Source organism: Nocardioides silvaticus (genome assembly GCF_003160695.1).
GTDB classification, from domain to species: domain Bacteria; phylum Actinomycetota; class Actinomycetes; order Propionibacteriales; family Nocardioidaceae; genus Nocardioides; species Nocardioides silvaticus.
The window spans coordinates 1-19,026 of sequence record NZ_QGDD01000008.1; the positions used below are offsets into that span (position 1 = coordinate 1).

General features: G+C 72.4%; 20 protein-coding genes and 1 tRNA gene. 9 read left to right on the top strand and 12 right to left on the bottom strand.

Annotated elements, in window-relative coordinates; all coding sequences use genetic code 11:
- Positions 1-438 precede the first annotated feature (438 nt).
- Positions 439-1,710, bottom strand: a complete 1,272-nt coding sequence (gene tyrS, locus DJ010_RS16305; RefSeq protein WP_109695717.1) for a tyrosine--tRNA ligase — start codon at positions 1,708-1,710, stop codon at positions 439-441.
- A 144-nt stretch (positions 1,711-1,854) separates the two neighbouring features.
- Between tyrS and DJ010_RS16310 the strand changes: the two genes are divergently transcribed.
- Positions 1,855-3,300 (top strand): serine/threonine-protein kinase, encoded by a 1,446-nt coding sequence (locus DJ010_RS16310; protein WP_109695719.1) that lies wholly within the window; start codon positions 1,855-1,857, stop codon positions 3,298-3,300.
- Here the strand turns inward: DJ010_RS16310 and DJ010_RS16315 are convergent.
- Both DJ010_RS16315 and DJ010_RS16320 read right to left on the bottom strand, forming a co-directional pair.
- Positions 3,287-4,654, bottom strand: coding sequence for an ATP-binding protein (locus tag DJ010_RS16315; RefSeq protein WP_109695721.1), 1,368 nt, complete (start codon positions 4,652-4,654; stop codon positions 3,287-3,289). The genes DJ010_RS16310 and DJ010_RS16315 overlap by 14 nt on opposite strands.
- Positions 4,647-5,330, bottom strand: a complete 684-nt coding sequence (locus tag DJ010_RS16320) for a response regulator transcription factor (RefSeq protein WP_109696133.1) — start codon at positions 5,328-5,330, stop codon at positions 4,647-4,649. The genes DJ010_RS16315 and DJ010_RS16320 overlap by 8 nt, the downstream gene beginning before the upstream one ends.
- An 80-nt stretch (positions 5,331-5,410) precedes the next feature.
- Between DJ010_RS16320 and DJ010_RS16325 the strand changes: the two genes are divergently transcribed.
- Positions 5,411-5,833: a PepSY domain-containing protein gene (locus DJ010_RS16325; protein ID WP_109695723.1), complete on the top strand. Its 423-nt coding sequence runs from the start codon at positions 5,411-5,413 to the stop codon at positions 5,831-5,833.
- Here the strand turns inward: DJ010_RS16325 and DJ010_RS16330 are convergent, their stop codons facing one another.
- Positions 5,834-6,907, bottom strand: coding sequence for a DNA adenine methylase (locus DJ010_RS16330; RefSeq protein WP_109695725.1), 1,074 nt, complete (start codon positions 6,905-6,907; stop codon positions 5,834-5,836).
- A 35-nt stretch (positions 6,908-6,942) separates the two neighbouring features.
- Complete coding sequence (locus DJ010_RS16335) at positions 6,943-7,908, bottom strand: NAD-dependent epimerase/dehydratase family protein (protein ID WP_109695727.1); 966 nt, start codon at positions 7,906-7,908, stop codon at positions 6,943-6,945.
- Between the two features lie 144 nt (positions 7,909-8,052).
- On the opposite strand from DJ010_RS16335, the gene DJ010_RS16340 reads away from it, so the two are divergent.
- A complete protein-coding gene (locus tag DJ010_RS16340; RefSeq protein ID WP_109695729.1) occupies positions 8,053-8,382 on the top strand; it encodes a response regulator transcription factor in 330 nt (109 codons plus the stop codon).
- Between the two features lie 22 nt (positions 8,383-8,404).
- On the opposite strand, the gene DJ010_RS16345 is transcribed toward DJ010_RS16340, so the two are convergent.
- Both DJ010_RS16345 and DJ010_RS16350 read right to left on the bottom strand, forming a co-directional pair.
- Positions 8,405-8,605, bottom strand: a complete 201-nt coding sequence (locus DJ010_RS16345) for a hypothetical protein (RefSeq protein WP_109695731.1) — start codon at positions 8,603-8,605, stop codon at positions 8,405-8,407.
- A gap of 154 nt (positions 8,606-8,759) precedes the next feature.
- Positions 8,760-9,632: a LysR family transcriptional regulator gene (locus tag DJ010_RS16350; RefSeq protein WP_109696135.1), complete on the bottom strand. Its 873-nt coding sequence runs from the start codon at positions 9,630-9,632 to the stop codon at positions 8,760-8,762.
- A 79-nt stretch (positions 9,633-9,711) separates the two neighbouring features.
- Between DJ010_RS16350 and DJ010_RS16355 the strand changes: the two genes are divergently transcribed.
- The 5 genes from DJ010_RS16355 (at position 9,712) to DJ010_RS16375 (ending at position 13,304) form a co-directional block, all read left to right on the top strand.
- Entirely contained in the window at positions 9,712-10,674 is a 963-nt protein-coding gene (locus DJ010_RS16355; protein WP_109695733.1) for an EamA family transporter, read from the top strand.
- Entirely contained in the window at positions 10,671-11,495 is an 825-nt protein-coding gene (locus tag DJ010_RS16360; RefSeq protein WP_109695735.1) for an NAD-dependent epimerase/dehydratase family protein, read from the top strand. The genes DJ010_RS16355 and DJ010_RS16360 overlap by 4 nt, the downstream gene beginning before the upstream one ends.
- Positions 11,496-11,590: 95 nt before the next feature.
- Positions 11,591-11,806 carry a DUF6458 family protein gene (locus DJ010_RS16365; RefSeq protein ID WP_109695737.1) on the top strand — a complete coding sequence of 72 codons (216 nt, stop codon included), beginning with the start codon at positions 11,591-11,593 and terminating at the stop codon, positions 11,804-11,806.
- A complete protein-coding gene (locus DJ010_RS16370) occupies positions 11,803-12,975 on the top strand; it encodes a serine/threonine-protein kinase (RefSeq protein WP_109695739.1) in 1,173 nt (390 codons plus the stop codon). The genes DJ010_RS16365 and DJ010_RS16370 overlap by 4 nt, the downstream gene beginning before the upstream one ends.
- Positions 12,972-13,304, top strand: coding sequence for a hypothetical protein (locus tag DJ010_RS16375; protein WP_109695741.1), 333 nt, complete (start codon positions 12,972-12,974; stop codon positions 13,302-13,304). The genes DJ010_RS16370 and DJ010_RS16375 overlap by 4 nt, the downstream gene beginning before the upstream one ends.
- Positions 13,305-13,481: 177 nt before the next feature.
- Here DJ010_RS16375 and DJ010_RS16380 read toward each other — a convergent pair.
- A tRNA-Ile gene (locus tag DJ010_RS16380) sits at positions 13,482-13,558 on the bottom strand.
- Between the two features lie 68 nt (positions 13,559-13,626).
- Between DJ010_RS16380 and DJ010_RS16385 the strand changes: the two genes are divergently transcribed.
- On the top strand, positions 13,627-14,385 hold the full coding sequence (locus tag DJ010_RS16385; protein WP_109695743.1) for a PIG-L deacetylase family protein: 759 nt from the start codon (positions 13,627-13,629) through the stop codon (positions 14,383-14,385).
- Here DJ010_RS16385 and DJ010_RS16390 read toward each other — a convergent pair.
- The 4 genes from DJ010_RS16390 to DJ010_RS16405 all read right to left on the bottom strand — a co-directional run bounded on the left by DJ010_RS16390 (position 14,382) and on the right by DJ010_RS16405 (position 19,018).
- Positions 14,382-15,101: a lysophospholipid acyltransferase family protein gene (locus tag DJ010_RS16390; RefSeq protein ID WP_158283033.1), complete on the bottom strand. Its 720-nt coding sequence runs from the start codon at positions 15,099-15,101 to the stop codon at positions 14,382-14,384. The two genes, DJ010_RS16385 and DJ010_RS16390, sit on opposite strands and share 4 nt — an antisense overlap.
- Positions 15,102-15,126: 25 nt before the next feature.
- The gene (locus tag DJ010_RS16395; protein WP_158283034.1) at positions 15,127-16,737 is read right to left on the bottom strand and encodes an LCP family glycopolymer transferase; all 1,611 of its coding nucleotides are present in this window, start codon (positions 16,735-16,737) and stop codon (positions 15,127-15,129) included.
- 163 nt (positions 16,738-16,900) lie between these two features.
- Complete coding sequence (locus tag DJ010_RS16400; protein WP_109695749.1) at positions 16,901-17,911, bottom strand: phosphotransferase; 1,011 nt, start codon at positions 17,909-17,911, stop codon at positions 16,901-16,903.
- Positions 17,912-17,944: 33 nt separating this feature from the next.
- Positions 17,945-19,018: a histone deacetylase family protein gene (locus DJ010_RS16405; protein WP_109695751.1), complete on the bottom strand. Its 1,074-nt coding sequence runs from the start codon at positions 19,016-19,018 to the stop codon at positions 17,945-17,947.
- Between the last annotated feature and the right edge of the window lie 8 nt (positions 19,019-19,026).

Below are 19,026 nucleotides of genomic sequence, written 5' to 3' on the forward strand. Positions count from 1 at the left end.
GCACGCCGCCAGCGTTCGTCCTGAGCCAGGATCAAACTCTCCATAAAAAGCTGAACCCAGCAAGAACCAAACAAACTAGCATTCGCCAGAATCATTTGACTTGCCAAAAACCACGAACACCCACACCCAAAGATGCAGATGCCGCACAAACAAATCACAACGACATAAATTGCATGACACACTGTTGAGTTCTCAAACATCACACGCACCGAGGCATCGCTTGCGGTCAGTCCTCGCGCTGGTGATCACCCACCCGCAGCACCGCACCCCGATGAACTTCGAGCTCGCTGTCGCGTGCTCGTTGTCACCGAGTTTGGTGAGAGAGGGGCGGCCGCCTCGGGGCCGGGAGCCCGATCCGAAGGATCTTGCTCCCCGCCGCTCCCTGGCGACTCAGAGAACATTACAGACCCATGGCGGGTTGCACAAATCGGGGGTGGGTCAACGGAGCCGGACGCCGGCGAACCGCTTCTTCCCCCGCCTGAGGACCAGCCAGGAACCGCCGATCAGGTCGCTGCTCGAGGGCACCAGGTCGACGTCCTCGACGCGCTCGTTGTTGAGGTAGACGCCGCCCTCGGCCACGGTGCGCCGTGCCTCCCCCTTGCTGGCCGCGAGCCCGCTGAGGGTCAGCAGGTCGACGATGCCGGGGATGCCGCCCGCGCCGTCGACGTCGACCGATCCCGCCTCCTCGAGGGCGGCGGCGATGGTGGCGCCGGACAGGCCCGCCAGGTCGCCTCCGCCGAAGAGCGCCTGGGCAGCGGCCTTGGCCTGGTCGGTCTCCGCGGCTCCGTGGACCAGCGTCGTGACCTCGTCGGCCAGCACCTTCTGGGCCTCGCGCAGGAACGGCTTCTCGGCGTGCCGGGCCTCGAGCGCCTCGATCTCCGCGCGGGGCAGGAAGGTGAAGGTGCGCAGCAGCTCGCCCACCTTCTCGTCCTCGGCGTTGAGCCAGAACTGGTGGAAGGCGTACGGCGACAGCATCTGCGGGTCGAGCCACAGGGCTCCGCCCTCGGTCTTGCCGTACTTGGTGCCGTCGGCCTTGGTGATGAGGGGCGTGGCGAAAGCGTGCGCCTTGCCGCCCTCGGCCCGCCGGATCAGCTCGACCCCGCCGGTCAGGTTGCCCCACTGGTCGGAGCCGCCGAACTGCAGCGTCACGCCGTGCTGGCGGTAGAGCTCGAGGAAGTCCATCGATTGCAGGAGCACGTAGCTGAACTCGGTGTAGCTGATGCCGGCCTCGAGCCGGCTCCTCACCACGTCGCGGGCGAGCATCCGGTTGACGGGGAAGTGCTTGCCGATCTCGCGCAGGAAGTCGATGGTCGAGAGCGACGAGGTCCAGTCGTAGTTGTTGACCATCGTGGCCGCGTTGACGCCCTCGAACGCCAGGAACGGCTCGACCTGCGAACGCACCCGTTCGGTCCAGTCCTTCACCGTGTCGAGCGAGTTGAGCGTCCGCTCCCCCGCCTCCTTGGGGTCACCGATCATCCCGGTCGCGCCGCCGACGAGTGCGAACGGCGTGTGGCCGGCGTTCTGCAGGCGGCGCGCGGTGACCAGCTGCACGAGGTTGCCCATGTGCAGGCTCGGCGCGGTCGGGTCGAAGCCGACATAGAACCGGACACTTCCCTCGGCCAGCGCCGCGGAGAGCGCGTCGCGGTCCGTGGTGTGGGCGAGCAGGCCGCGCCACTCCAGGTCATCGAGAAGGGTCGGGTCGACGGACACGGTGGTCCTTTCCAGTCGGTTCGGGCTGACGCCAAGCCTGCCGCATGCGCTCCCGCGCTGCCCAGCGGGTTCGTCCGCGCCTGGTCGGGAGGCGGACGGAAGCAGGGCGGTCAACCTCGCCCCGCTGGGTACCCTCCCCACGAGATGAGCAGTGTCAAGGTGGCGGACCGATACACACTCGAGCGCGAGATCGGCCGCGGCGGGTCAGGTGCGGTCTGGCTCGCGCGCGACGACATCCTCGACCGGTCCGTGGCGATCAAACGGATCGGGCTGCCGCCGGGAGCGTCGGCCTACGACTCCGTCCGCGCCGAGCGCGAGGCGCGCATCTCCGCTCAGGTCAACCACGCCAACGTGGTCTCGGTCTTCGACTTCGTCAACGACGGCGAGCACACCTGGCTCGTGACGGAGTACGTCGAAGGCACCACGCTGGCCCAGCTCGTCCGCGACCGCGGGCCGCTCACACCGGACGAGGCTACTCCGCTGCTGCTCCAGGTCGCCGAGGCGCTGGCCGCCGCCCACGCGACGGAGATCGTCCACCGAGACGTCAAGCCGTCGAACATCCTGGTCGGTCTGGACGGCACCGCGAAGCTCGCCGACTTCGGGATCGCCCGAGCCGTCGCCGACGCCTCGCTCACCCAGACCGGGCTCATCACGGGATCGCCCGCCTACATCGCGCCCGAGGTCGCGACCGGCGCGACCGCGACCACCGCGAGCGACGTCTGGTCGTTCGGGGCGACGGTCTTCCACGCTCTCGCCGGCCGTCCACCGTACGAGGCGCCCGAAGGTGAGAACGCCGTGCTCGGCGTGCTCTACCGGGTCGCGCACGAACCCACGCCGCAGCTCGACGACGGCGGCTGGCTCGCACCCCTGGTCCGCGGGACCATGCAGCAGGAACCGGCCGACCGGATGTCGATGGAGGACGTCGTCGCCTACCTGCGCGCCGGCCCGGAGGCGACGGACCGGACCCGGGTGCTCGCCGCCGTCGACCCTCCGACGCCGCCCCCGCCGACCGTCCACGACGAGCCGGTGCCGGAACGGACCGCCGTCCGGACCGCGACCGGCGAGCACGACCGGACCGGCCCGGCCACGCGGCCCGGGTCCTCGCGCCGGACGACGCGGGTGGCGCTGATGGCCGCGGCCGCCGTGCTCGTCGTCGGAGCGGTTGCCACAGCCGTCCTGCTCATCGGCGGCGACGAGGACCCCGGACCGACGACGCTCCCCAACAACACCGGCGCCGCGAGCAGCTCGACCTCCGGGTCGCAGTCGCAGTCACCAGCGGAGGAGCCGACGGCCGAGGAGCTCGAGTCGTTCGCGTCGACGTACGTCACGACGGCGGCGCAGGACCCGGACGCCGGCTTCGCCCTGCTGACCCCGGCCTACCAGGAGCGCAGCCCTGAGTACGCCGACTTCTGGGGCACCATGTCCAACCCGAAGATGCTCGACGTCTCCGCCGACCCGGCGGCCATGACGGTCACCTACACCTATCAGTACGACTGGCCGGCGGACGGCAACATCACCGAGACCGTCACCCTCCAGCTGGTGCAGGAGGGCGACCAGCTGTTGATCGACGACGCCGTCACCGCCGGCTGAGCGGCGGCAGCGTCAGGCGCACGACGGTCCGGCCGCGCACGCGGTCGATGCCGATGGTGCCGCCGTGGGCGCGGACGATCTCGTCGACGATCGCGAGGCCCAGCCCGACGGAGCCGTGGCTTGAAGCGAACCGCTCGAAGGGCCGCTCCTCCTGGAACCCCGCGCCCTCGTCGCTCACCTCGACGACCACCTCGGGCCCGTTCACGACCCGCACCTCGACGTCGCCGGCACCGTGCCGCAGCGCGTTGTCGACGAGGTTGGAGACCACGCGGGTCAGTCGCTCCTCGTCGCCGGCCACCGGCACGGAGGGGTCGCCGGTGAACGTGACGGAGCGCGATGACGCCTCGGCGGTCGCCCGGAACCGGCGTACGACGTCGACCGCGACCGCCGCGACGTCGAGCTCCTCGCTCTGCAGCTGGAGCTGGCCGGCGTCGGCGCTCGCCAGGGCGAGCAGGCCCTCGCTCATGGCGATGAGCCGGCGCACCTCCTCCTCGGCGGACTGGAGCGCCTCGACCAGCTCGTCCTGGGAGCGCGGGCCGGAGAGGGCGAGTTCGACCTCGGTGAGGAGCAGCGCCAGCGGGGTGCGCAGCTCGTGGCTGGCATCCGCGACGAACCGCCGCTCCCGTTCCAGGCCTTCGTCGAGGCGGTCGAGCATCGCGTTGAGGGTGAGCGCCAGCCGGCGCAGCTCGGCCGCGGCCGGCACCGGCAGCCGCTCGCCGGCGCTGCGGGAGGAGATCGTCGCCGCGCGGGCCCGCATCCGCTCGATCGGCCGCAGCCCCAGCCCGGCGACGAAGTAGCCGAGCAGGCCGGCCACGGCGAGCGCGACCGGCCCGCTGACGAGGAGCTGCCGGCGCACGGCGGACACCGCCCGGTCTGCGTCCTGCCGGTTGGTCGCCACCACCAGGACCTGGTCGCCGTCGCGCTTCACGTAGAGCACGACGTTCTCGCCCTCGACCTCCGGCGGCTCGCCCTCGTCGGGCTCCCCCTCGTCGTCGTCCTCGTCGTAGAAGTCGTCGTAGACGCTGATCCGCGCGTCGGAGTAGCCGGTGCCGACCTCGTCGGGGTCGACCATCCGGCCGGGGAGCTCGGGTGAGGAGCCCAGCACGTCGCCGTCGGCGTCGAGCACCTGCGCGTGCACGTCGGCGGCGAGGCGACCGACGGCAGTGGCGCGCTCCGGCGGCGGCACGAGCAGCAGCCGGTCGAGCTCCGTCTCGACCTGGTCGCGCAACCGCTCCTCGAGCGCGTTCGAGACGCGCAGCTGGACGAACACCCCGAGCGCGACCATGGCCAGGGCCGTGGTGAGCAGGAAGGCGAGCGCGACGCGGAGCCGCAGCGACCAGGCGGGGCTACGCACCCGATCCCCCGGTCAGCCGGTAGCCCACGCCGCGCACCGTGCGGACGGAGTCGGCCCCGAACGGCCGGTCGATCTTCTCGCGGAGGTAGCGGATGTAGACGTCCACGACGTTGGAGGACGTCTCGTGGGTGTCGCCCCAGGCGAGGGCGAGCAGCTGGTCGCGGCTGAGCACCTGGTCGGGGCGGCGCATCAGCGCCTCGAGCAGCGCCATCTCGCGGGTGGACAGCTCGATCTCGGTCTCCCCGCGCCAGACCCGGCGCGAAGCGGGGTCCAGCCGGAGGTCACCCACCTCGAGGTCGGTGGGCCGCGGCACCGGCCCGCGCCGCGCGAGGGCTCGCATCCGGGCGAGCAGCTCGTCGAAGGCGAACGGCTTGCCGAGGTAGTCGTCGGCACCGCTGTCGAGGCCGGTGATCCGGTCGGCGACGGCGTTGCGGGCGGTGAGCATGAGCACCGGCGTCCACACCCGCGCCCGCCGGATCCGCCGGCAGACCTCGAAGCCCTCCATGTCGGGGAGACGTACGTCGAGCAGCACGACGTCGTACTCCTCCTCGCCGAGGGCCGCGTCGAGCGCCTCCTGGCCCGTTCCCGCGACGGTCACGAGGTCACCGCGCTCGGTCAGGCCACGCGCGACCAGCCGGGCCAGCTTGGCCTCGTCCTCCACCAGCAGCACTCGCACGAGCACCACCCTAGGGCTGGGGATGAGGGACGGATGAGAGGCTCATCGTGCCCTCATCCTCGCGACCTAGCGTCGTCGCCATGAAGAAGATCAACCTCTCCCGCAAGCTCCTCCTCGGCGGCGCCGGCGCGGTCGCGCTCGTCGCGGTCACCACCGGTGGCGGCTACGCCCTGACCTCCGGCGAGGACGACGGACCGATCCCGACCGCCGACCGCGAGCAGGCCGAGCGGGTCGCCCTTGCCGAGACGGGCGGTGGCACCGTGACCGACACCGATCTCGACGACGACCGCGACGAGCCGGGCCGCTACGACGTCGAGGTCACCCTCGACGACGGCACCGAGGTCGACGTGCGCCTCGATGACGACTTCACCGTCGTGGGCACCGAGACCGACGGCCCGGACGACCGTGACGACACCGACGACACCGACGACAACGACGACGACCGCGACGACCGCGACGACCGCGCCGACGACGACCGCGACGACGACCGCGACGACGACTGATCAGCCGGGAAGCGGCTGAAGCCCCGCCGCTGCGGCGACCGCGGCCTCGACCCGGTCGCGGTCGCCGGCGACGAACACGTGCTCCACGTTGCGGCGTCGGCCGACCTCGCCGACCCGTTGCCCGGCCGGGTTGTGGATGCCGATGAGCGCGCCGACGTACCGCTTCCGCTCGAACGCGAGCAGCCGCACCTCGGGATGGCCGGCTTCGTGGAGCATGCCGGTCATCTCGTCGGCGGTGATCCACGACTCGTCGTTGTAGGACACGACGACGACCTCCGCCCGCGTCCGCGCGAGCAGGTCGGCCAACGCCGACGGCATCGCGCGCCGGGTGTTGAAGACGCTGCGGGTGTGGTCGTCGCGGCTGTCGATCCGCTTGCAGGCGACGCCGTAGTGCTCCGGCGCGTCCCAGCGGATCAGCGTCTCCCAGATGTGGTAGTTCGTGAAGTACCGGTGCTGGTTGTAGGGCGGGTCGACGTAGGCCAGGTCGACCGGACCGACCTCGTCGACGATCCGCGTCGCGTCGCCGTGCACGGTGGCGCCCGGTCCGGGCAGCAGCGCCGGCCGCTCGAGCCGCAGCTCGCGGTGCGCCCGCGGCGCCCACTCCTTGAGGTAGGCCATCTGCAGGCCGGTGGTCGAGTCCACCCGGTCGGCCGCGAGCATCAAGCTGGTCAGCAGCACCGGTCGCAGCGGGTCCCCCGGCGGGTGGTCGCGCTCGATCGCATCGCGGATCGCGTCGACCCGGGCGCCGTTGCGAGGCTGGAAGAACCGGGCGTTCTCGCAGAAGGTTGCGGTGAAGTAGCCGGGCGCGCCGGGCAGGCCGTCGAGCCGCGCCAGCGCCGCATCGAGCTCGGCCTCGTCGATCGTCCTCGCGTCGGTGGCGACGTAGCAGTCGCTGAGGACGGCGGAGTAGGTCGCCAAGTCGTTGGCGGTGACGTGCAGCCCGCGGCGCTTCAGCTCCTGGGCGACCCGCGTCGTGCCGGTGAACAGATCGAGCGCCGTCCGGGCGCCGGCGCCGACCGCCAGCTCCCCCAGCACCGGCACCAAGGTGCGCTTGGAGCCGAGGTACTTGATCACACCGGGAGCGTACGGCGAGCGCGCCCCCGCAGCCGTCAGGCGCGAGCGTGCCAGGCGGCGAGCAGCTCCCGCTCGCGCTCGCGGCCCATGCCGGTCGTGCCTTCCCCGGGGTGGGCGCGGAGCCACTCCAGGGTGTCGCGCGCGGTCTCCGCGATCGGGCGGAGCGCGAGACCGGCCTCCAGGCCGGGCTCGACGAAGTGCTGCATCATGCCGTCGTACTCGGGACGCGGCAGCCACAGCGGCACCGAGTCGGGTCCCATCCAGGGCTCGACACCCTGCTCGGCCAGGAACTCCTGGTCGACCCAGGTCAGCTCGGCCTCGGGCGCGCACGCGCGGAGCAGGTGGCCGATCGGTGTCGGCCGGCCGACGCCGTCGAAGTCTCCCGTGGTGCGCTGCTCGCCGAGGGTGACGATCCACGCCGCCAGGTCGCGCACGTCGATCACCTGGACCGGGTCCTTGGGGTCCCCGGGCGCGAGCACCTCTCCGCCCTCGGCGAGGCGGGCCGGCCAGTAGCTGAACCGCCCGGTGAGGTCGCCCGGACCCACGATCAAGCCGGGTCGCACGATCGCCGCCGAGGCCGCACCCTCGCGCACCGCGTCCTCGCAGGCGACCTTCATCGGACCGTAGGCCTCCGGGTCGGTCGCGAGGTCGACGTCCTCGGTGATCGGCTCGTGCAGCGGCAGGGTGCCCGGCCCCCCGGGCTCGCTCTCGTCCGAGTAGACGTTGACGGTCGACACGAAGACCCAGTGCGCGTCCGGCACGGCAGCGACCGCGCGTCGTACGTGGGAGGGACGGCGGGACACGTCGACCACGACGTCGTAGTCCGCGGCCAGCTCGGCCGGCGGCTCGTCCGCCCGGTCCCACGGCAGCAGCGTCGCGCCCTCGGGAACCTCGCCGGAGACGCCGCGACAGGCGCAGGTCACCTCGTGACCGCGCCGGAGCGCCTCGGCCGCGACCGCGCGCGACAGGAAGACGGTGCCACCCAACGTGAGCCACTTCATGTCCCCACCTCATCACAACGTGAGCGGCGTCAGGGCCGCGTTCGCCGTGGGCGGAGCACGGTGATCGACAAGCAGAGGGTTTTCCCCGATTCGGGACGGGTCCCTGCTTCGTAGTTTCGGTGCAACCCCGACCGAGGAGATGACATGACCGAGTCGATGCGCACCACGTTGGCGACGTACGGCGTCCACCACCGTCGTCACCTCCAGGTCGTCCCGCCGCCCGTGGCACCGCGGCCGGTCGCGACCTCCCCCGCCCCGCTTCCCCTCTGGGCCGGGCGACTCTCCAACCGCGAGGTCGAGGTGCTCCACTGCATCGCCGACGGTCTGTCGACGACCGAGATCGCGCAGGCCCTGTTCATCTCGGTCGCCACCGTGAAGAGCCACATCGCGCGCCTGATCCAGAAGGTCGAGGTGCGCGACCGGCTCCAGCTGGTCGTCACCGCCTACCGGTCGGGCTTCGTGCGCCTCGACTGACGGGCGCCGTGCCCGGGCGGGCTCAGGAAGTCGTGAGCGGGTTCAGGACGAGCGCGGGCAGCCACTCGGTGGTGACCCTGCCGTCGACCTCCCGGGTGACCAGGCCCTCCCACAGGTCGCCGCGGCGGCGCCACTTCAGCACCAGCCCGTAGTCGGTCTCCATCGCCCCCGGCGGCTCGACGGCCACCTCGTGGGTGCCGCTGAAGGTGGTCTCGTCGGACAACGCGGTCTCCTGTCGGCGCTTGGGTGCCGGGACCGGGGGTGCCAGGACCCAGCCATCGACGCGGACCCACCCACGCTAGGTCCACTGCCGCCGCGCCGACAGCGCACCGAACGCAGGCTTCTGCGCGGAAAACGCACCGGCGGCCGGCGGCGGGCTATCGGCTGATGCCGAGCTGGTCGAGGAACGCGGCGGCAGCGGGCGAGGGGCCGAGCCGGCTCCAGACCAGGTGCTCCGCACGGACCGGCCCCCGCTCCACCGGGATCGCGATGAGGCCCGGCAGCGAGGGCGCGTACGACGACGGGAGCAGCGCGAGCCCGAGGCCCTGCCGCACCAGGCCTGCCATCACCTGGACGTCGGTCACCTCGAAGGACACGTCCCGGCGCAGTCCGGCGGCGTCGAACGCCTGGTCGGTCTGTTCACGGCCGGGCGTGCCGGCCGGGAAGTCGACGAACGGCTCGCCGGCCAGCCGGCTCAGGCGCAGACGCTTCGAGGCGGCGAACCGGTGGTCCGGCGCCACCAGGGCGACGTGGCGGTCCTGGGCGAACACGTGCCCGGAGACACCGGTCACCTCGGTGCCGACGGGCAGCCCGAGGAACGCGAGGTCCAGCCTCCCGTCGGCGACGCGGCGGACCAGCGCGTCGCTGGATCCGGTGCTCAGCCCGACCCGCACCTCCGGGTGACGGTCGTGGAACTTCCGTAGCGCCACCGGCACGTCGACCGCGGCCGTCGTCGGAATCACCCCGACCGAGAGCCGCCCCCTGATCTCCCCCGTGGCGGCCGCGACCTCGTCCCGCGCCCGGTCCGCCGCCTCCAGACAGCGACGCGCCTCGGGGAGGAACGCCTCTCCGGCAGCCGTGAGCCGCACCTGCCGGCTGGTGCGGTGGAACAGTCGGACGCCCAGCTCCTGCTCGAGACGCGCGACCTGGTGGCTGAGCGCGGACTGCACGACGAAGCACCGCTCGGCCGCCCGCGTGAAGCTGCCGAGCTCGGCGACCGCGACGACGTAGCGCATCTGCTGGAGCTCCACGAGATCCATCGTGAATCACGATCAATCGTGTGACAAGCATGTGTTGGACTCATGACTGCGGAACCGGGAGATTGTGAGCATGACGATCACCGCCCCCGCAGCGCCACCGACATCGGCCTCCTCCGGCGGACAGGGACGAGCCGGCCTCACCGCCGTCACCGCCCTGACCCCGGTCGTCTGGGGCACCACCTACCTCGTCACCACCGAGCTGCTGCCCTCGGGTCACCCAGCCTTTGCGGCGGCGATGCGCGCCGTACCCGCCGGCCTGCTCGCGCTGCTCATCGCCCGCCAGCTCCCCCACGGCGTGTGGTGGTGGCGGTCCCTGGTGATCGGCACCCTGAACATCGGCATCTTCTTCCCGCTGCTGTTCGTCTCCGCCGAGCGGTTGCCCGGCGGCGTCGCGGCCACGTTCGGCGCCGTCCAGCCGCTGGTCGTCGCCGGGCTCGCGATCGTGCTCCTGCACGAGCGGCCGTCGGTGTGGCGTTTCGGCTGGGGCGTGGCGGGCCTCGCCGGCGTGGCGCTGGTCGTGCTCGGCCCGGACGCCGGCCTTGACGCCGTCGGCGTCGCGGCTGGTGTCGCGGGCGCGGTGTCGATGGCCCTCGGCGTGACCCTCGCCAAGCGCTGGGGTCGGCCAGCGGAGGTCTCGGCGGTCGGCTTCGCCGGCTGGCAGCTCACCGCCGGCGGCGTCGTCCTCGTCCCGCTCAGCGTGGTCGAGGGTCCGCCGGCGCACGTCGACGGCGGCGGGGTGGCCGGCTACCTGTGGCTGGGGATCGTCGGCGGGCTGGTCGCCTACACCCTCTGGTTCCGCGGCATCGGCCGGCTGCCGGTCACCTCGGTGGCGATGCTCGGCCTGCTCTCCCCGATCGTCGCCGCCGCCCTCGGCGCCCTGGTGCTCGGCGAGACCTTCGCGCCACTCCAGGTCGCCGGTTTCAGCCTCGCCCTGGTCGCGATCCTCGGCAGTCAGCTGCCCGAGCCGCGCTCGGCCGGCTCGCCCATCACCCCTCTCCCCTCATCTCGACCCATCGAAGGAGCAGCGTCATGAAGATCCTCGTCATCGGAGGCACCGGCTACATCGGGAGCGCCGTCGTGCGCAGGCTGAGCGAGGCCGGGCACGAGCCGCTCGTGCTCGTGCGTGATCCGGATGAGCGACCCGCGGCTCCGAGCCGCACCGGCGACCTCACCGACCCCGCCAGCCTCCGCAGGGCCGTGACCCCGGAGATCGACGCCGTCGTCCACGCGGCGACGCCGACCGACAGCTGGGACACCGACCTCGCCGCGCTCGCCGCACTCACCGACACGCTCGAGGGCCGGACCCTCGTCTACCTCAGCGGGATCTGGGTCCTCGGACGGTCCGCGGAGGCCGTCGACGAGTCCGCCCACACGAACCCGATCCCGATCGTCTCCGAGCGTCCCCGGCTGGAGCGCCACGTCCTCGACGCCACCGGGGTGCGCGGCGTCGTCATCCGACCCGGCATCGTCCACGGCGCGGGCGGCGGCATCCCCGGGATGATGGTCGCCTGGGCCCGGGCCGCCGGCACCGGCAGGTACGTCGGCGAGCCGACGGTCCGCTGGCCGATGGTGCACGTCGACGACCTTGCCGACCTCGTCCTGCTGGCCCTCGACCGCGCGCGGGCGGGCTCCGTGCTGCACGCGGTCAGCGAATCCTCCGTCGCGGTCAAGGAGCTCGCCGTCGAGGCGGACCTGGCTGCCGGTGGCAGCGGGCAGGCCGAGGCCTGGCCGGTGGACGACGCCGCCACCGAGCTCGGCGAGCCCTTCGCCGAGGCCCTGGCGCTCGACCAGGAGGTCGTTGCGCCTGCCGCGCGCGAGCTCGGCTGGGCGCCGTACCGCCGCCGGCGGATGTAACGAGGACGGTCTGTCGCGGCATTTCGGGGGTACTGCCTCGCGTTGGCAGGGCCCGGTTCCCGAGACCGGGTCTCCCCTACCTGAAGGAGCCTCGCATGGCTATCGGTCTTGGCATCGTCCTCATCGTGGCTGGTCTCGTCCTCGTTCTCGACGCGGTCAACATCGACACCTCGGCGGTCGACACCGGCACGCTCGGCTGGATCCTGCTCGTCGCCGGCGTGCTCGCGATCGTCATCTCGCTCATCGTCAACCAGCAGCGCACCCGCAGCACGGTGGTCGAGGAGCACCGCGACACCCGTCGACCTCTGTGACCGCATCAGACCAGGCTGGGGCACTCGTCCTTGCCGGTCGCTACCGCCTCGAGGAGATCATCGGCCGCGGCGGGATGGCCGAGGTCTACCGCGCCCTCGACCTGAAGCTCGTCCGTCCGGTCGCGGTCAAGCTGCTCCTCGACAGTGCCGGGGACGAGGTCGACCGCGCGCGGTTCATCTCCGAGGCACGGACGTTGGCGAAGCTGTCCCACAGCGGCCTCGTGACGGTCCTCGACGCCGGCTTCGGGCCCGGCACCGCTGCCGCGGCCACCGCTGTCGGCGAGCACGAACGACCGTTCCTGGTGATGGAGCTGGTCGACGGTGCCACCCTCGGTGACGTCATGCGCGAGGGCCCGATGCCGCTGCACCGGCTCGCCTCGGTCGGTCTGCAGATCGCGGAGGCGCTCTCCTACGTCCACGCCCGCGGGGTCGTGCACCGCGACGTGAAGCCGGGCAACGTCCTGCTCGACGCCGAGGAGCGCGTGAAGCTGGCCGACTTCGGGATCGCCCGGCTGGTCGAGCAGCACACCCGGCACACCCGGCCAGGATCGGCCATCGGCACGGCCGCCTACATCGCTCCCGAGCAGGTCAGCGGCAAGGACGTCTCCGGCGCCGCCGACATCTACGCCCTCGGCCTCGTGCTGCTCGAGGCGATCAAGAACCGACGGGAGTACGCCGGCGCCCCGGCCGAGGCCGCTCTTGCTCGCCTCCAGCGCGCGCCGGAGATCCCTCACGACCTGCCGTTCGGGTGGCGTGACCTGATCGCGCGCGCGACCGCCCTGGAGCCCGAGCAGCGACCGACCGCTGCAGAGCTGGCGATCCTCCTGCGCAGCCAGACCCACGACGCCCTCGCCGCCGGCCCACGGCTCCCACCACCGGCCCCGGTCACCGGCCCGCAGGTCGCTCCGGGCCGGACGTCGGTCATCGACAGGTCAGGCGACGCGTTGGCCCGACGGGTCACCCATGCCGCCAGCCGTCTCCGGGGACTTCGCGGCGCCGGAACGGAGACCTGGGGAGTCGTCGGCGCCTTCGTCGCCCTGGTCGTCCTGCTCATCGCACTGGCGCTCGCCCGGGGCGGCTCGGAGACCGCGGAGATCCCGGCGAACACACCGGACAACCTCCGCGAACCCCTGACCGAGCTCCACGAAGCAGTCGGAGGACAGGGATGAACCCGACGAGCCGACTCCGCACCGTGCTGGCGACGACCGTCGTGGCGATGGGCCTGGGCCTCACCGCGTGTTCCGAGGACCCGAGCCCGGCCGAGAGCGTGCCCGAGATCGAAGCCGCTCCCGAAGCGGTCGACGACGCGATCGAGGCGGGCAAGGCCCGTCGTGCGCGGGACGCGGTCGAGGACCTGATCGCCCGCACTGCGCAAGCCCGCGTGGACGGGGACATCACCCCGGACCAGGCGGACGACATCTTCGACGCCGCCCAGGCCGTCCTGGCCGAGCTGCCGGGGCGTGACGAGCGACGCGGGGACCCGGCGTCGGAGGAGTGACCGCAGTCGGGTCCCAGACGCAGAACCGCGCACCTCGTTCGGCTGCGCCCTGCCGATCGAGCTGCGCGGTTGGCCGGCAGGTACCCGCGCGTTCCAGGGCGAGACCTCGTCCTTTGTGATCATTTCTCGTAGTCCGGAAGGACCACTGGCCACGACGGTGACGGCGCGCGACGCACCTGGTGGGGCGGGTGGGGCTCGAACCCACGACCCAAGGATTATGAGTCCTCTGCTCTGACCGACTGAGCTACCGCCCCTGCGGACGGGAGCCTATCGAGCGGCGCGGACCGTTCCCGAACGACGCCCGCGGTGCGATGCTCGGCGCATGGACGAGAAGCCGACTCCGTTGAAGCCGCTGCCGGAGGACTGGGACAGCGCACTGGTGATCGTGGCCCACCCCGACGACGTGGAGTACGGCGCCGCCGCCGCGATCGCGCGGTGGACCGGTCAGGGCAAGACGATCCGGTACGTCATGGTGACCAGCGGGGAGGCCGGGATCGACGGGCTCCACCCCGACGAGTGCCGCGCGCTGCGCGAGCAGGAGGAGATCGACTCGGCGCGCATCGTCGGTGTGGACAGCGTCGAGTTCCTCGGGTTCCCCGACGGGACGGTGATGTACGGGCTCGAGCTGCGGGCGGCCGTCGCGCAGGTGGTCCGCCGGCACCGCCCGGAGATCGTGGTCACCGGCAACTTCCGGGACCGGTTCGGGCCCGGCGCCCTCAACCAGGCCGACCACATCGCCGTGGGGCAGGCCGTGCTCGACGGCGTCCGCGACGCCGGGAACCGGTGGATCTTCCCCGAGCAGCTCACCGACGGGCTCGAGCCCTGGGGCGGGGTGCGCGCGGTGTGGGCAGCGGGGTCGCCGGAGGCACGGCACGCGGCCGACGCCACCGAGACCTTCGACGTCGGCGTCGCCTCGCTCGAGGCGCACGACGCCTACATCAAGGGTCTGGGCTGGGAGGGCTGGAGCGCCCGCGAGTTCCTCGAGGGCAACATGCGGCAGGCCGGCTCGCGGCTCGGCACGAGGTTCGCCGCGGCGTTCGAGGTGTACTCGCTGGTGTGGGGCGGGACCGACGAGGACTAGCCCGAACGCCGCTTCCTCACGACCCACGCCCCGAGCCCGACGGCGGCGGCGCCGGCGGCGATCAGCCCCGTGCGGTCCTGCCAGCGGGCGTACTCCTCGGTGACCTGCGGCCAGGCCTGGCCCATCGCCAGCGCGGCGTCCTCGGGAGTCGCCTCCAGGCCTTTGACGGACACCGGGGTCCCGAACACGATCCGCACCTTGCGCGGAAGCGGCCAGCGTCGCTTCTCGGTGCCGGTGAGCGTGGCGGGCACCAGCGGCGCCCCGGCTTCGATGGCGAGCCGCGCCGCGCCGCGCTTCGGCGTACCCAGGCCCTCGTCGCGCACGCGGGTGCCCTCGGGAAACAGTGCGAGCGCGTCGCCGCGGGCGAGGATCGCGCGGGACGTCTCGAGCGCCTCGGCGTCGGAGGTTCCCCGTTGCACGGGGAACGCGCCGAGACGGAGGAAGATCCCGGCCATCGGCCCGTCGAAGTGCTCGGCCTTGCCCATGAAGTGAACCGGCCGGCGCAGCACGATTGCCACGAAGAACGGGTCCCAGAAGCTCTTGTGGTTCGGGACGATGACCACCGGCCCCTTCTTCGGCACGTTCTCCTTGCCGGACGCGGTGAACCCGCAGACCACACGGAAGACCAGGGCGGCAACGACCTTCACCACCAGGTAGAGCGGACCACTGACGCCCTTCTCGCGCGCGATCCGGTGAGCCTCGTCGTTGGTCGTCACCCGGGCAATGTAGCCAGTGGCCGGATCAGTAACCGCCGTCAGCAGCGATGGCGTCCTCGACGGTCTCGCCCGTCGGCCGGTAGGCGCAGGCGTCCTCGGGGTCGGCGGCGGGGTTGCGGTTGCCGGAGCCCTGCTTCTTCGGCGGCGGGTCGATCGCGCGCTGCACGGTCTCCTGCATCCAGTCGAAGTCGGGGTCGGCCGAGCTGAAGCTCTCCGAGGACCGGAAGACCACCGACTTGACCTTGGCGTCCTTGACCCGCAGAGCCAGCGTGACGAACGCCGAGGCGAGCTCCTTCGGGATGTCGGTGTAGACGATCTCCTCCCCCGCCTTGAGCAGGTCGAGGTAGCGCACGAGGAGGTTGCCGGGATCGGCGGCCTCCACGATCGCGTCGATCATGCAGCGCTGGCGCTCCATGCGCTCGTAGTCGTCCGAGCGCCAGCGACCACGGGCGAACCACAGCGCCTGGAAGCCGTTGAGGTGCTGGTCGGGCCCGGGCGCGAGGTAGTCGTCGGGCGGGACGCCGGCGCTGGTGTCGCCGCCGATCGCGACCGGCTCGTTGATGTTGACCGTCACGCCGTCCATCGCGTCGACGACAGCCTTGAAGCCCTCGAGGTTGACGAGCACGTAGTAGTGGACCGGAAGGCCCAGCGTGCCCTCGACCGCCTGCTTGATCGCGTCAGCGCCCTCGTTGGAGCTCTTGCCGAGGATGCCGGGGTGCGCGGCGGGGACGTTGCGGTAGACGGCGTTGAGCATGTACTCGCCGTCGGCCGGGTCGCCGTTCTGGAAGCCGTAGGGGTAGACGTCGTGCAGCGGGCTGTTCTCGGGGAACTGCGCGTTGGCCATGTTGCGCGGCAGGCTGAACGTCACCGACTTGCCGGTCCGGGTGTCCATGCTGAGCAGGATCATGCTGTCGGTGCGGACTCCGTCGCGTCCGTCGCCGCCGTCACCACCGAGCAGCAGGACGTTGACCCGGTCCTGACCGGCCCAGGGGTCCTCAGGAGTGACGTCCTTCGGGGTGGTCGCGACCTCGTTGTTGTCGAAGACGTTGGTCACGAAGTTCGCGGTCGCGACGGCGTACTGCCCCGCGCGCACGACCGGGGCCGCGAAGATCACGCAGAAGACGATCACGGCGAGGTTGCCGATCACGGTGTGCGACCGGGGCCGCTCGCGCGGGCGGATCAGCCGGTAGGACGTCCAGACCACGAACAGCCAGACGATCAGCAGCACCGCGACCACGGCGGTCACGATCCGGAGCAGCTGCGGGTCGAAGGCCAGGTCGACGGCCCGGGTGCGAGCGGCCGCCAGGTCGAGGTCGCGGCCGAAGTACCAGAGCACGAAGCCGATCACGGCCGCCCAGCCGCCCAGCACGATCCATCCGAGGAGCCTGCGCTTGGCGAACAGGTAGCCGGTGCCCGGGACCATCGCCGAGACGAAGGTCAGACCGAGGGTCCCCGCGAGCCCGCGGGTACGACGCTCGCGCCGTCGCAGCGCGCGGCGGCCCCCGCGCGGCGCGGTCGGTGCCGCGGGGACGGGCGGCGCTGCAGGGGTGGGCGGAGCGTCACCGCGGCGGAGGGCCCGCTTGCCGCCCGACCTCGCGGGGGCGTTGCGGAGCCGACGTCGGTCCCGACGCGACATCCGGACAGACCGGGACGCGCGTCGGGCGCCACCAGGGCGCCCAGGGCTCGCCGTACCCGACATCCGTACCTCTCGCAACAGCGCGGCACCCCATGTCCGCCACGCCACTCGTCCCCGACCAGACCAACTGCAGCTCCAGTATCACCGCCGGGGGCGTCCCAGGTCACATTGGTGACAGGTGGCCCACCGGCGGGTCGGCGTCGAGAGTACCCAGCCAGTCCGCAGGAGCCGATCCGAACTCGGCGCGCTCGGCCGTGGTCATCGTCGTCACGCAGCGACGCCAGGACTCCACCCGCGCCAGGCGGCCCAGCTGCAGGGCCGCCGGGAGGGCGGCCCGGAGGGCCCGACCGGGTGCCAGGTCGGTCCAGACCTCCAGCGCCGCGTCGGCGATCCGGCGCATCCGGAGGTCGTCGGGCCCCGCGTCCAGCTCACCGGCGCAGGAGGTGAGCGGGACGATCAGCGCGCCGAGCGGGTCGGTGACGACCGCGTCGCCGAAGTCGAAGAACCGGAGCGGCTCGGCGGCCCCACCCGGGGCGATCACGTTGAAGGCGTGGAGGTCGTTGTGGTTGATGGTGAGCGGCAGGTCGAGGTCCCCGACCACGTCGGACCACCGCTCGATCTGCGGCAACAGGGCCCTGATCCGGTCGACGACGTCCTCCGGGACGCGCCGCGGGTCGCCGGCGGGCAGCGCCCCGAGCCGGCCGATCGCGTCGCCGACGTACGTCGTCGCGCACTCCGGCGGCATCACCGTCAGACCCAGCTCGTCGACGTGCGGTGCGACCGCCCGCTGGAGCGCCGCGCCGTCGCGCAGGATGCGGCTCCAGGCGTCGACGTCGTGCGCCTCGCCCGCGTCTCCGAGGGTGGAGCCGATGCCCTCGGTGAGCAGCAGGTCGCGAGCCGGGTCGGCGGCCACCACGGGTACGACGTGTTCCGGGTCGATCCGTGTCAGGGCCGCCATCAGCCGCGCCTCGTGCGCCTGCCCGGGACAGTTCTGCTTCGCGAACCAGGTCGCGCCGTCGGCCTCGGCCCGCCACACCGTCGACCACGGCCGGACCTTCACCGGCTCGAACGTCGAGGGCTCCCCGACCGCGCGCACCACGAAGTCCCGGAGCTCGGCCCGGAACGCGGGGGTCTCCCAGATGGCGCTCGTCCACGCGCTGGCGGAGGTGGTCATAGCGCGAAGCCTCCCCCTCGGACCCCTCCAGCGCTATCGAGTTTCGCCGTGCCCGCCCAGGTAGGCAGTGACCAGGCCGCCCAGGGTCGGCAGGTGGTAGCCGCCCTCCTGGACGACGACCGCCGGCAGACCGGTGCCGCCGAGCGCGACGCCGGCGGCCCGGTAGCCCTCCGCGGTCACCTCGAGCGGGCTCTCCGGGTCGTCGGCCGCGGCGTCGACGCCGAGCGAGACGACCAGCGCGCTGCAGCCCTGGGCGGTGGCCCAGTCGGCCAGCCCGCCGACCGCCTCCAGCCACAGGTCGTCGCCGGCGCCCTCGGGCAGGGGGACGTTCCTCGTCGCGCCCACCCCCGCACCCGCGCCGGTCTCGTCGGCGTAGCCCACGAAGTGCGGGAACCAGCCGGCCCCCGGGTCGACGTGCACCGACCCGTAGAGCACGTCGGCCCGGTCGTAGAAGATCGCCGCCGTGCCGTTGCCGTGGTGGGCGTCGACGTCGAGCACCGCGACCCGGTCGTGCCCGCCGGCCCGCAGGGCCTCGGCTGCGACCGCGGCGTTGTTGAGGTAGCACGAGCCGCCGTAGCCCGCCGGGGTGGCGTGGTGGCCGGGCGGCCGGCAGAGGGCGTACGACGCCCGCTCGCCCCCGAGCACCAGGTCGGCCGCCGCCAGCGCGCAGTCCACGGCGGCCCGCGCCGCCTCCCAGGTACCGTCGCCGACCAGCGTCATCGTGTCGTAGGCGAAGCGCCCCGCCTCGGCGTGCACCGCGGCGGCTGGCCGGAGCGGCAGGCCCGCCGACATCGCGGGCGTCGGGAAGAAGTAGGGGACGACGCGCCGCTGGCCGACCAGCTCGGCGTACGGGCCCTGGCTCCAGCGCTCGTGCGCCTCGGCGAGGAAGGTCACCAGCCCCGGGTCGTGCACCCGGGCGAGGACGTCGTCGGGCTGTGGCGCGGCCTCGTGCACCGGATGTCCGGCCTCGGTCACGGCCGTCAGGATCGTGTCCACGCGGGCCGGGACCTCGGTGCCGCTCGTCGCGACGCCCACCCACACCTCGTGCTGCGGGTCGTGGCCACGGGTGGCGGGCGACCACACGACGGGCATCCGGTACTGATTCATGAGTCAGC